Here is a 12,856-nt window from a genome sequence, read left to right as displayed (position 1 = left end):
TGCTTTTCTCCTAGTAGGCGTGTGGTGGAGGAGGGGTCGGGCAAGATCGGAGAGTTCGAGGGGCGGGGTGCGCGATCAGGTGGAGACGTTGTACGCGATGTTCTCCTCGGTGATCTGCACCGAATTCGGCATCATGGCCTGTGGCCGCAGCAAGTGCTTGAGGAGGTAATTCATCAGAGCCTCGCCGCTCATGCCCCGCAAGCTGTCTGCCAGCTTCGGATTGGTCTGCTCGAAGCGCGCGATCTCCATCACGGCGCGTTCGGTCAGGCCGGGGATGATGTCGTGGCCGTGCAGGACGTTCTGGAAGAGCCGCTCCTTGTACGCAACGGCCTTCCCGCCTTCGCCGTAGTACTTCTGCTCGCTCTCCCCATCGCCCCGGGCCTGCGGTGTGACGATGCTGGCCGCCGCACGTTCGGCGTCCGGGCGGTCGGCCATGGCCATGATGTCCTCCGCCTCGATGCCGCCGACGCCCAGTTCGAACTTGCGGACGCGCTCGGTGTATTTGTCCGGCTCTTTGAGATCGCGCGTCGGAAGGCTTGAGTCGGTGTCGGCCCGGTTCTCCTTGGCCGACCAGATCTGGGGGTATTCGCGCTGGGCGAAGTCGGAGAGCATCACCCAGCCGCTGCTGAGCAGACCCGACTGCTGGATGGGGAGATGTACACACGCGGGGGCGTCGGCGTCGTCGCTGCCCTTGGCGAAGCGGGTGCCACGGACCGCCCCCGGTGATTCGATGAAGAAGAAGACAAATCCGGTATTGGCAAGCCCCGCCTCGTCATAGGACGACGTGTTGTGCTCAAAGCCCGGAGTGTCCAGCTCCAGCTGTGTCTTCGCCCGCAGGCCGCCGTCCGTGAGCATGGCGCGTGCGCGGGAGGCCGGCGTGTAGTGATGCAATTCGGCACCCATCAGGGCCTGCCGCAGCTTTTGCCGCACCGGCTCCATCCATGCGGGCTCGCTCTTCTCCTTCGAGAAGAAGTTCTTCTTCTGCCCTCTGTCCCGGTTCTCCGACTGCATGGACCTCAGGTTGCGGCTGGAGAGTTCGGCGAAGTAGCTCTGTCCCGTCCGGCCCAGTGCGCTGGTCCGGTGTTCGAAGTCCGGGGCGTCCCACAGGAGCCCCTCGTCGGTCATCAGCTCGTACGGCCCGTCCTCGTCGGCGGTGTAGCGCCTCAGCCGGGCCAGCCGCGTGGACTGCCGGTGCATCTCGCCCTCGACGGCACCCGCTATGTGCTTCAGCTGCTCGCGGTCGCTGTGCTTGTGCAGCAATTCAGCGATCTCGCCGAGCAATTCGAGCCGTTGCTGCGGCCGCTGATCGGTCAGCGCGTCGTACGCCTCGATCCGCTGCTGGATGGCCATGTCGGCGCACGGCTCGGCCAGCTGCCCGGCGAGGGACGCCGCCGCCTCCACCCTTTGCACGTATGCGCCGTGCCCGGCCACTGGGGATGCGGGTTCCGCGGACCCGGCGGACTTCGACGGCCCCGGCTCCGTGCTGCGCTGCACGGGCGCGGTCCCGCTCATCACCCGCGAGGCATTCGCCTCCGCCTCCCGCTCGAACCGGTCGGAGGGGTCGGAGACCCTGGTTCCGTCGCCCCGGTCCGTCCCCGCCACGGGCCCGGTGCGCTGCTGGATGACATGGGTCAGCTCATGGGCGAGCATATGGCGGCCGGCCGCCGAGGAGCCGTCGTACCGTCCCCGCTGGAAGACGATGTGCGCGCCGGACGTGTACGCATGGGCGTGGACCGATTCGGCCGATTCATGGGCCGCGGCATCCGTATGAACGCGCACATCGGAGAAGTCGGCGCCGAGCCGTGACTCCATGTCGGCCCGTACGGAGTCGTCGAGCGAACGGCCGGGCGAGCACAGTACGCCTTCGACGGGCGAGCGCTGGACGGCGGGCGGTGTGGTGTGACCGCAGCCGGCACCGTGCCGGTGCTGCTCGTCGGCGGCCAGGGCGGCCGAGAACGCCGCGTTGCCCACGGCCCGTTGGAGCACGGCGGCCGCCTCCGGGGTGAGGTGTCCGGCCTCCCCGGTCACGGCCGGCCTGCGGGCCACCTCGGGAGCGGTCGGGACCGTCGTACGCGCGGCGGGCGCCGTCCCCGCGCGGTCGCGTCCGGATTCCGGCCGCCGGTCATGTGCCCGCATGAATTCCCCCGTCCCGCTCACTGCCGGACCAGCGCTGGTCGGTGCTGGTCGGTGCTGCTCTGTTCTGAATCAGCGCTGATCAGTGCTGGTTACTTGCTGGCCACTGCTGTCGTGGTCACTGCTGTCGTTCCTACGCTTTCGATCCTGGCGGACGGGCCGGACCGGCTGTAGAGACGAACGGGCTCCGCCGGGGGCAGCACGCGCTGCCCGTTCGGTCACGAGGGGCGCAAGGGGACACCACCCGCCGCGTGGCCGGGATTCGGCCGGAGTTCGGCCGGGATTCGGCCGGGCCGAATCCAGAGGCGGACACACGACGCGGCCGAGGCGATGCCGGGCCGCGGTGGAGGACAGGGCGCCGCACGGCCGAGCCGATGCGGGGCAGCGCTCCGGGCGGGAGCGGACCGGCGCCTCGCCCGGCTGCTACGGGAGCACCGGCCGGACCGTCGCCGCTCCCCCACTCCGGCCATCAGTACACCCAGCTCTGCCCCCCGCTCTGCCCTCGCGGACACTGACCCGCGCCTGCCGGACGGGTTGACTGCCCGGGTGAGTATGTGGACTTCACTGGAACCAGCTGCGATCACCGTCGACCCGGGTGCCGTCGCGAGCGTACGGCTACGCATCCGCAACACGGGCGACACCGTCGAGGAGTACCGGCTGCGGCCGGCCGGCGACGCCGCGGGATGGACTCGGGTGGAGCCGGATGTGCTGCGGCTGTATCCCGGGGCCGAGGGCACCGCGCAGGTCACCTTTGCGCCCCCGCGGACATCGGACGCCGTGGCCGGGCCGACGCCCTTCGGCATCCGCGTCGAGCCGGCCGAGCACCCCGAGATCCGCGATGTGGTCGAGGGGCAGGTCACGGTCGGGCCGTTCACGGAACTCCGTTGTGAACTGGTCCCGTTGACGGTGCAGGGCCGATGGCGCGCCAAAGCGGCGGTCGCCGTCGACAACCTCGGCAACCAGCCGCTGACGGTCTCGCTCTCCGGCCGGGAGAACGGGGACGCCCTCACCGTCGAGGCCGAACCGAGCTCGGTGCAGGTCGCCCCGGGACGCGCCGCCTTCGCCCAGCTCAATATCCGTCCCGGAAAGGTAAGTTGGGTCGGCGGCACCAACAAGCACCCCTTCGCCGTCTCCGCGCTGCGGGCCGGCGTGCCGGAGCCGACCGAACTGCGCGGCACCTACCTTCAGCTGTCCGTGCTGCCGCGCTGGGTGATGGTGCTGTGCTCGCTGCTCCTGGTGGCGGCGCTGGCGTTCGCGGCGCTGTGGTTCAGGGCCCAGCCCACGGTGGCCACCAGCGCGAAGGCGAAGCCCGGCCCGGTCGGACGCCCGATCGATCCCCCCAAGAAGCCGGCGCCCCCGGCGCCGTCCGAGAAACCGTCCGAGCCCGCGGCTCCGGAGGAGTCTGCGGAGCCGGAGGAGGAAGCGCCCGCGGGCGGCGACGAGGGGCAGGACGAGGGCCCGAAGGAACAGACCATCCGTGACGCCGCCAATGGCGGCTGGTACCTCCAGGTCAACCAGGGTGGCCAGGAGAACGGCACACAGGTGGGCCAGAACCCCAAGTGGACGGCCGACGAGTTCGGCCGCAACCAGTGGTGGATCGTCCATCACTACCCGGAGAACAACACGGTCGCCCTGGAGGCGGCCAGCGCCCCGGGCAGCGTCGTCGACGTGAAGGTCGGCACCAACGAGGTCCAGATCGAGGGCGCGTCCCCGGAGAACCTGGAGTCGGGCAAACTGCCCCCGAACCAGAAGTGGCGGCTGGTCGAGGCTGCCGATGGCCGCAGCCGCATCGTCAACACGGCCAACAACGAGTGCCTCACCGATATGCAGAACGACAAGGGTGCGATCACCTGGGAGTGCACCGACGGGCCCAACGAGCGGCAGGACTGGATGTTTTCCGACGGGCCGTGAGCGCCGGGCGGAGCGTGCGGCACCGGTCGGTGCCGCCGAGGCCGGACGGGCGCTCTCCCGTCCGGCCTCGGCGGTACCGGCCTCGGCGACGCCGGCCGCAGTGACACCTGCCTCGGCGGTACCGGCCCCGGCCGCTCCGTCCGTTGACGGCGCCGTCCCGGCCGTACCACTCCGGGCGGCACCGTCCCCCGACGGCTCCCTCCCCCGTGGCTCAGTCCCACAAGGGCGACGCGTCCGGCACCAGCCGCCCCATCTTGCGGTACTCGCGTCGCGCTCCGGCCCGTACATCCTCGGCCGACACCGGCTCGCCACGGCCCGCGGCGAGATATCCGGCGGTCACCGCGGCCGACCGGATCGCCCCGCCCGACAGCTCGAACTCCTTCGCGCAGACGTCCAGTCCGAGGTTGTCCGCACAGGGCGTGGCCGTCAGACAGGAACGCCACAGCGCGATCCGCTGCTCGGCGTCCGGGAACGGGAAGTCGACCACCAGATCCAGCCGCCGGGTGAACGCATCGTCGATATTGGCCCGCAGGTTGGTGGTGAGAACGGCGATCCCGTCGAACGCCTCCAGCCGCTGTAGCAAGTACGCGCTCTCCAGGTTCGCGTAACGGTCGTGTGAGCTCTTGACCTCCGAGCGCTTGCCGAAGACGGCATCGGCCTCGTCGAAGAGCAACAAGGCGTCCGTGCGGTCCGCCTCGGAGAAGATCCGCTCCAGGTTCTTCTCCGTCTCCCCCACATACTTGTCCACCACCGCGGACAGCTCCACCACATACAGATCCAGACCCAGTTCACCGGCCACGACCTCGGCGGAGAGCGTCTTTCCGGTGCCGGACTCCCCGGCGAACAGAGCCACCACGCCCCTGCCGCGCCCGCCGCCGGTACGCAGCCGCCACTCACCGAGCACCTTGTCCCGGTGCCGGGCACGCTGCACCAGTTCGTGCAGCAGAGCCAGCGGTTCGGTCGGCAGGACCAGCCCGTCGAAGCCGACGGCCGGCCGGACGCGCCGGGCGTGCCGGTCCAGCAGCGGGGCGGACTGCTGGCGCGCGCTGCGCTGGACATGGGCCGCGGTCAGCGGCGTCCCGTCGAACGCGGCGAGGGCGGTGGCCGCACGGGCCGCCCGGCGGATCTGCCCGGCGCCCAGCCGGTACGGCGCCACGGCCGCGCCGAGATCGACGTCATCGTCCACGGCACCGAGTTCACCGCGCCACACCTCGGCCGCCGCCACCCCGCCGTCCGGCGCGTCCAGCGCGAGCAGCCCCGCGTCGGGGGCCCACTCGGGGTCGTACGACTCACCCCCGCAGAACACCACCGGCACCCCCCGGCCCGCCAGCGCCCGTACGAGCGCTCCGGGCCGCTCCGGCAGCGGCCCCACGACGATCGCCGCCCGCCGCAGCCGCGCCTCACGCACCAGCGCGGCCGCCGGCCCCGCACCATCGCCCTGGCTTCCGTCCGGCCGGTACCGCAGCACGGGCAGGCCGGCGCCCCGCAGCACGTCGGTCACCGGCCCGGCGGCGGTACCGGGCCGGCGCTCCCGCAGATGTACGGCGAGGGGCCGCTCGCCCGCGAGGGCGGCCAGCCGCCCGAAGAAGGCCCGCGCGTCGCCGGCACCGTCCGTGAGCTCCCCGGCCCCCTCCCCGGGCGGCAGCAACTCCACGCCGCCGCCCCACAGTTCGGGATCAAGATCGTCGTCACCCAGCAGATGGGCGACCACCCGCTCCGGCACCCGCAGCGCGCGGCCGGGCAGCGGCCGGTCCTGGTCCTCGACGACGAGGAGCCCACCGGACAGCAGCGGCGCGGCGGGATGGAAACGGGCGCGCGCCGAGGGCTCGTACGGGCCGGTGCCCGCGAGCTCCAGTGACAGGGCGACGGTGGCGCGGCGGCGCCCCACATCGTCGTTGAGGTAGCCGTAGAGCGGCTCGAAGCCCCGGTCCACATCGGGCGCGAGGGCGGCCAGGAGGATCCGCAGGTCCAAGGCGGACAGCCCGAACCGCCGCACGAGCGCCCCGGACCGATCCGCTGTCCCCCGCTCCGCCTCCCCAGTACCCGCCGCGTCCTCCTGCGCCTCACCCGTACCGACCGCCGCAGGCTGCGCGGCCAGCCGTCGGGCCGTCTCCGGGGTCACATACAGCCCGCGCAGCGGGTCCGAGGCCGTGGGGTCGCCGGCGCTGCGCCGCTCGACAAGTCCGGCCACCCGCTCCCGCAGCGCCGCCAACCGCCCGAGCAGCGCACCACTCACGTCCGCGGGCACCGCCACACCATCACTCACCGCCGTGCCCTCACTCACCACGGCACCACCCCCCACCGCCGCACCGTCACTCACCGTCGTGCCGCTCACCGCTCCCCCTCACGGGGGCCCGACCCGTGCGGCGCAGCGTCCGGAGCCGACCGGCGCATGCGGAGCCGGGAGTCGTCCGGCGGGCCGTCCACGCCCCGGACGACCACCGCCGCGCCCTCCGTGACCGGGGGTGCCACCTCGTACGAGGGCGTGACCGGGAAGGGCACGGTGATCACCACATCCAGCGACGGCTTGAGTTCGCCGCCGAGCGCGGACCAGATGTCGGCGATCGAGCGGGACTCAGGAGGTGGCACCGCGACCGTGAGCGGGATGTTCGCCTCCAGTGCCCGGAGCGCGTCCGTCAGCGCCGACGGCGGCAGGGTCTCGTGCGCGAGCAGACAGCCCAGCCCGGCCGACAGCAGCCGGTGCTCGTCCTCCGGGCGACTGGTCCACGCCGTGACCAGGTAGGACAGCCGGAACCAGCGCGGCGGCTGGCGTCTGCGCACCACCTTGCCGGCCGCGTCCCGCTCCGCGATCGCCCCGCGCTCGCGGCGGGCCACGTTCTCGCGTATGTCGTAGAGATAGGCGTTGAGCGTCGGGGTGTTGCGCCGCGCCGCCCAGTCGCGGTTCGGTGCCTCGAACGCGACATCCCCCGCACCATCGGGCAGCGCCCCTGCCCGCAGCACACGCCGCAATGCCTCATCGACCTCATGGATCATGCCCGCTCCCCCGCCCAGGGGTGCGGGGGCGCGACGCCCGCTTTCATTCCTGCTGCCGCATCTGCCTCGGTGCTCATCAGATGTCTCCCTCTCGTAGTGCGTAGGCGACGGCGTGCGCGCGGTTGCGCAGGTGCAGCCGCGTCATCAGGGCATGCAGAGCGTTCTTGACGGTCCGTTCGGAGTAGGCGAGCTTCTCCGATATCTGCCGGGTGTCCAGCCCCTCGGCGATGAGCCGCAGCACATCGGCCTCGCGCGGCGCCATGCCCATCGTCGGCACCACCGCGACGGAGGCGGAGGTCACCGCGGATCACCGGAGCCGCCCCACCTGCGTGCGCAGCCTGCTGATCAGGTCCGGCGGCAGGTGGCCCGCACCGCGCGCCACGCTCTGCACCACCCTCAACAGCCGCCGCGGGGTGGCCTGGTGGCGCCAGAGAGTGGCCCGTACGCCGTACTCTACGACGGTCATCAGCTCCGGCTCGCGCAGATCCGGGGCGATCAGCACCACCTGCTGGTCGTCACCGCGTACCAGGCGCCGCAGCTCTGCCGCAGCGAGCTCATCGAACCGGTCGACGAGTGTGACGGCCACGGCCCCGACCGTCGCCCAGCCGTCCTTCCCCCTTCCCCCTACATCTGACGTCCGCCGGCCCTCCCTTCGGCCGGGCCTCCCTCACCGGCCGGGGCCGGCCCGTCCGTCGTCCTTGTCCACGTCGAGATGGAGCAGCAGATCTCCGCGGCCGCCGCCCCGCAGGTGCATCGCACCGTGCCCGACCAGCCGCAGAGTCTGCCCGGAGCGCAGGCCCGCGGGGATGCGGACGGACTTCGAGCCGTCGAGCGTGGTCACCGCGACCGTGCCGCCGCCGCGCGCGAGCGATCCCGGGATGCGCCGGGTGAGGTGCAGGTCGTCGCCCCGGCGCTCGAGCTTTGGATGCGGGAGTTCGACGACCTCGATGTACAGGTCCCCGGGCGGGCCGCCTCCTGGGCCCACCTCGCCTTCGCCGGCGAGCTGGATGCGGGTGCCGTGGTCGACGCCTCCCGGGACCTTGAGGGTGAGGGTCCGGGTGACGCGCACCCGCCCGTCGCCCGTGCATGCGTGGCACGGGGACGGAATGTGCACTCCGCTCCCGTGACAGGCACGACACGGGACGGAGGTGTCACGCCCCGGCTCCGGGCCGGATGTCCCGATGCCGTTGCAATGACCGCACGGGTGGACCGGTGTGCCGGCGACGGCACCTGCCCCCTGGCACCGGTCGCAGCCCACCGCGGTGTCGACCTGGATGTCCCTGAGCGTGCCCAGCGCCGTCTCGGTCAGCGGGAACTCCACCCTGAGCAAGGCGTCCTGGCCGCGACGGGCGAGCTGTCCGTGCGGCGGAGGGGACGGGACGTCGCCGTCGACGCCGTTGAACGCGTCCTTCAGCCGGGCGAAGAGGCCTGGAGCCGGGGGCGGAGTCTGCCCTCCTTCTGCGGCACGGGAGTTCCCGGACGTGCTCTCGCTCTCCGCGGCCGGCGGGGCCCCGGCCGCGGCGGTTCGGCTCGCGGCGGGCCGGCTCGCGGCGGTTCTGGCGAGGGTGACCCGGTACTCCAGGTCGGCCCACATCCGGGGACGCTGCCGCGCGCCGCTGTGGTGCAGATACTCGTAGACGTAGTCGTACAGCTCGGTGACCGTGATCCGGCCGTCGTGATCGGTGTCCGCATCGCCGCTGCGCAGGCCCTCGATCAGGGCACCGGTGAAGCGGGAGGGCTGCGGCGCCGAGGCCTCCAGATGGTCGCCCTCCCAGGCGTATTCGGTGCGGTTGGTCGCGGTGAGGATGGCGCGGCCGTGGCCGGCCAGCTCCTCCTTCACCTGCACGTAGTCGTCGCCCTTCGCGCCGGGGAGGAACCCGCCGCTGTAGCAGCAGTCCAGCAGCACGACGATGGTGCGGGCGCGGCAGCGTGCCATCTGGTCGTGCAGGAAGGCGGCCGGGACGGCGGTGGAAGCCGGTAAGTCCTTGTCGGTGTCCTGTGTGGCGAAGTACAGGTGGCCCTCATCGTCCTTGATGCCGTGGCACGACAGATGGAGCAGCAGCAGATCCTCGCGCCCGCGGTTGCGGAAGAACTGCTCCAGCGCGCGCTTGACCTCGTACGACTTGGCGTCCACGAGCTGCTGGACCTGGAAGTCTCCGATGCCCGGATCACGGAGGACCGCGGCCAGGCCCTCGCAGTCCTGGCGGGGCGAGCGCAGCGGTTTCAGAGCCGGGCTCTCGTACATGCCGGTGGCGATCAGCAGTGCATCCCTGCGGCCGGCGGGGAAACCCGGCACCGGCTCACTCCCCGGCCTGCGGGGTTCCGGCCTGCGGGGACCTCGTGCTCACGAACGCGTCGATCAGACGCCGCTGGTCTTCGGCGGAGGCATTCCGCAACTCGATGGTGTCCCCGTCGATTTCCACCGTGACACTGCGGAGCGGGCGGTTGCGCAGCCAGGTGTCGACCAGCTGGAGCACCTGACGGACGAGCAGCGGGACAGTGGTGACGACGAGCGCTCCCACCGCGATGACCTCGCCGGGTTTGGCGCCCTCGGGGGCGGCGGCGCCCTGTCGGGCCAACTGCACGTCCTCGACGTCGAGTTCCAGCAGAGCGCGGCGCAACTGCTCCCCGAGTGACTGGAGTTCGTCCGCATCGGTGTCCGACGCACCTGTCAGAACGAGGGTCAGCCTGCTGACACCGGTGTTCATCCCGCCCCCTGTTCAGACTCGGAGCAGTCAGTGTATGCGGGGGGTGCGACAAAGGGGCCGGGAGCAGGGAGGAGCTACTTCGCACCCATATCCGGGCGGTATCGGGCCGGCGGGGCGGTGGATGGCACCGTCCCGGGCGGCCGGTCGCCGGCGCATCGAGGGCGGCGTGGTCACAGCATCTCCTGCGGGGTCAGCACCACGAACTCCGCGCCGGACGGGTCGCTGCAAACGGCCAGGCGGCCGACGCCCTCGGCGGTCTCCGGGCCCATGGACAGCGTGCCGCCGTTGCCCGTCGCCAGGCCGACGGTGGCATCGCAGTCCTTGGAGGCGAACACCGGGTGCCAGTAAGGCTTCCCGCCGGGTCCGAGCAGGTTCGCCGGGACTTCCATGAGGCCGCCGTGCATCCGCTCCTCACCGCGGTCCGCGGGGGTGAGGAGGGTGTAGGTGCCGCCACCGCCGGGGAGCGCCATGTCCTGGGCGCTCCAGCCGAAGACCGTCCGGTAAAAGGTCTGGGCGGCGGCCGCATCGGTGGTGTAAAGCTCCGTCCAGCACAGGGTTCCGGGGACGTCCACGGCCTCGAAGCCCGGGTAGCGCTCCGGCTGCCAGACGGAGAACTCCGCGCCCTGCGGGTCCGCGAGCCGGGCGAAGCGGCCGTCGTCCGCACCGACCGGGGACGGCGCGGAGCGGACCGAGCCGCCGGCCCGCTCCACCGCCTTGGCCGTGGCCTCCGCGTCGGGGGTGTGGAAGTAGATCGTCCAGGCGGAGCGCGCGCCCTCCTCGGGCAGCGGGCCGACCGCGCCGACGGCCTTGCCGTCGAGCCGGAAGAGCGTATATCCGCCCGCTCCCTGGTCGCCGTACGGTTCGGACCGCCAGCCGAACACGGCCCGGTAGAAGGCCGAGGCGACCTCGACATCGGGAGCGCCGAGATCGAGCCAGCACGGGGAGCCGGGGACGAAGTCAGTAGTGATCATGGCGCTTCCCTTCGCGGATCCTCTGAATTCAGCCTGCCATCCGGCACTGACAACCGCCCGTCGGTCAGGATTCGGCGTCTGTTCCCGGTCTTGCTAGCCTGACGCGCGCTCGTCAAGTACCACCGGCGAGCGCATCGTCAATCGGCTGCGCGTATGGGTATGGGTGCGCGTACACAGCGGGCGTCCACGGGGGCGGCCGCCACCACGGGGGAGAAAACAAGATGAAGTTTCGCCATGTTCGGGCTGTTGCCGCCTGCGCACTGGTGGTCGTCGCGCTGACCGGCGCGCGGCACTCGCACGGCGGGGGCTGCGGCAGCAGCCACAGCTCCAGCAGCAGTTCCAGCGGCGGATACAGCAGCTCCGGGAGCACCACCAGCAGCGGCAGCACCGTCGGCTCGCCGACCGCCGGTTCCACCACGCCGCCCGAGTCGGACATCCGCATCACCGACTGCCAGGTCGACAGCGCGGCCGGCACGCTGAGCGCCAAGCTGAGCGTGACCAACCACAACTCGCAGGGCTCGGCGCACTACAACGGCACCGTGCAGTTCACCGACGAGGCCGGCGCCGCCTTCGGCTCCGCGCAGATTTCCGTCGCCGCGGTCACCGCCGGCTCCACCCGGCCCGTCACGGCGTCCGGCACCTTCCTCAAGAGCCCCAACGGGCAGGGGCCCAAGTCCGGCAAGTGCAAGCTGGGCCAGGTCTGGAAGGACAACAGCTGAGACGGGCGACGGCCCTGCTCCGCAGGGGAGTTCAGGGCCGTCCGCGGTACAGCTCCTTGGCGATGATCGAGCGCTGCACCTCCGTGGCGCCCTCGTAGATGCGCGGTGCGCGGACCTCACGGTAGAGGTGTTCCAGGAGGTGGCCGCGGCGTAGCGCGCGGGCGCCGTGGATCTGGACGGCGGCATCGACGACGTACTGGGCGGTCTCGGTCGCCAGCAGCTTGGCCATGGCCGAGCGGCGGGCGATGTCCGGGGCCCCGGTGTCGTACGCGGATGCCGCCGCGTACACCAGGAGGCGGGCGGACTCGACCCGGGTGGCCATCTCGGCGAGCTGATGGCCGACGGACTGAAGGTCCTTGAGCGGGCCGCCGAACGCGGTGCGCGCGCCCGCATGTGTCAGTGCGGCATCCAGCGCGGCCTGCGCCATGCCGACCGCGAAGGCACCCACGCTCGGCCGGAAGAGATTCAGGGTCGCCATCGCGACGGCGAACCCTCCGTCCACCTCTCCCAGCACATCCGCCCTGGTCACGGGCGTACCGTCATAGACCAGTGTGCCGATCGGGTGCGGGCTGAGCATGTCCAGGTGCGCGCCGGTCAGGCCCGGCCGGTCGGCGGGGACGAGGAAGGCGGTGACGCCGCGCGCACCCGCCCCGCCCCCCGTACGCGCGAAGACGGTGGCGAAGTCGGCCTCGGGGGCGTTGGAGATCCAGCACTTCTCGCCGCTGAGCCGCCAGCCGTCCGGGCCGTCCGGCTCGGCCGCGAGGGACAGCGCGGCGGCGTCCGAGCCCGCGCCCGGCTCGCTCAGCGCGAACGACGCGACCGCGCGGCCGGCGGCCACCTCCGGCAGCCATCGGGCGCGCTGGGCCTCGGTCCCTGACAGCACGACGGGGTAGGTCCCCAGCCCCTGGAGCGCCAGTGCGGTCTCCGCCTCCGTGCACACCTGAGCCAGGGATTCCCGCAGCAGACACAGGTCCAGGGCGCGCAGGGCGCCGTCGGCGGGGAACAGGCGGCGCAGCAGGCCCAGTTCGCCGAGGGCGGCGACCAGGGGGCGGTTGACCCGGCCCTCCTCCCCCTTCTCCGCCAGCGGGCTCAGCCGCTCGGCCGTCAGCGCGCGCAGTTCGGCGCACCACTCCTGCTCGTCCGGTCCCAGCGCGAATACGGTCACGAGGCGGCTCCCTGGTAGCGGTCCTCTATCGCGGTCTGTTGACTGCCGTCACGAACACGTTACGCTGACGACGGATCCGAACGGCAGTACTCGCACCGCAGAACGAGCAGCCAACCGAGCAATCCCCGACCGGTCACCGCACCGGCCTCCACCGTCCCTCATCCCTCCCCCGGCCGCTTGCCGGCCACCCGGCCGGGCCCCTGGGGCCCCGCGGGCCCACCATGATCCGTAAGACACGCCCGAGGGGGCATACGC

The 12,856-nt window shown here is 72.0% G+C and carries 11 protein-coding genes; 2 read left to right on the top strand and 9 right to left on the bottom strand.

Going from position 1 to position 12,856, the window contains the following annotated elements; all coding sequences use genetic code 11:
• Positions 1–75 precede the first annotated feature (75 nt).
• Positions 76–2,136, bottom strand: a complete 2,061-nt coding sequence (locus IF67_RS45365) for a DUF4157 domain-containing protein (RefSeq protein WP_051818849.1) — start codon at positions 2,134–2,136, stop codon at positions 76–78.
• Between the two features lie 543 nt (positions 2,137–2,679).
• Here IF67_RS45365 and IF67_RS0132780 point away from each other — a divergent pair.
• A complete protein-coding gene (locus IF67_RS0132780; protein WP_158713199.1) occupies positions 2,680–4,044 on the top strand; it encodes a hypothetical protein in 1,365 nt (454 codons plus the stop codon).
• A gap of 211 nt (positions 4,045–4,255) precedes the next feature.
• On the opposite strand, the gene IF67_RS0132775 is transcribed toward IF67_RS0132780, so the two are convergent.
• The 7 genes from IF67_RS0132775 to IF67_RS0132750 form a co-directional block, all read right to left on the bottom strand.
• A complete protein-coding gene (locus IF67_RS0132775; RefSeq protein WP_051818865.1) occupies positions 4,256–6,310 on the bottom strand; it encodes an AAA family ATPase in 2,055 nt (684 codons plus the stop codon).
• A gap of 65 nt (positions 6,311–6,375) precedes the next feature.
• Entirely contained in the window at positions 6,376–7,038 is a 663-nt protein-coding gene (locus IF67_RS0132770) for a DUF4255 domain-containing protein (RefSeq protein ID WP_030991897.1), read from the bottom strand.
• 76 nt (positions 7,039–7,114) lie between these two features.
• Positions 7,115–7,339, bottom strand: a complete 225-nt coding sequence (locus tag IF67_RS45360; protein ID WP_234341480.1) for a response regulator transcription factor — start codon at positions 7,337–7,339, stop codon at positions 7,115–7,117.
• A 6-nt stretch (positions 7,340–7,345) separates the two neighbouring features.
• Positions 7,346–7,624: a hypothetical protein gene (locus tag IF67_RS45355; protein ID WP_234341479.1), complete on the bottom strand. Its 279-nt coding sequence runs from the start codon at positions 7,622–7,624 to the stop codon at positions 7,346–7,348.
• Between the two features lie 81 nt (positions 7,625–7,705).
• On the bottom strand, positions 7,706–9,334 hold the full coding sequence (locus tag IF67_RS0132760; RefSeq protein WP_030991895.1) for a caspase, EACC1-associated type: 1,629 nt from the start codon (positions 9,332–9,334) through the stop codon (positions 7,706–7,708).
• Positions 9,335–9,338: 4 nt separating this feature from the next.
• Positions 9,339–9,746 (bottom strand): hypothetical protein, encoded by a 408-nt coding sequence (locus IF67_RS0132755; protein WP_030991892.1) that lies wholly within the window; start codon positions 9,744–9,746, stop codon positions 9,339–9,341.
• Positions 9,747–9,916: 170 nt separating this feature from the next.
• Positions 9,917–10,717 (bottom strand): VOC family protein, encoded by an 801-nt coding sequence (locus tag IF67_RS0132750; protein WP_030991890.1) that lies wholly within the window; start codon positions 10,715–10,717, stop codon positions 9,917–9,919.
• A 221-nt stretch (positions 10,718–10,938) separates the two neighbouring features.
• Between IF67_RS0132750 and IF67_RS0132745 the strand changes: the two genes are divergently transcribed.
• Positions 10,939–11,436: a hypothetical protein gene (locus IF67_RS0132745; protein ID WP_030991883.1), complete on the top strand. Its 498-nt coding sequence runs from the start codon at positions 10,939–10,941 to the stop codon at positions 11,434–11,436.
• 31 nt (positions 11,437–11,467) lie between these two features.
• Here IF67_RS0132745 and IF67_RS0132740 read toward each other — a convergent pair whose 3' ends face one another.
• Positions 11,468–12,601 (bottom strand): acyl-CoA dehydrogenase family protein, encoded by a 1,134-nt coding sequence (locus tag IF67_RS0132740; protein WP_030991882.1) that lies wholly within the window; start codon positions 12,599–12,601, stop codon positions 11,468–11,470.
• Between the last annotated feature and the right edge of the window lie 255 nt (positions 12,602–12,856).

Source organism: Streptomyces sp. NRRL S-1813 (assembly GCF_000719605.1).
Taxonomy (GTDB): Bacteria; Actinomycetota; Actinomycetes; order Streptomycetales; family Streptomycetaceae; genus Streptomyces; species Streptomyces decoyicus.
This window is presented reverse-complemented; position numbering and strand designations above follow the sequence as displayed.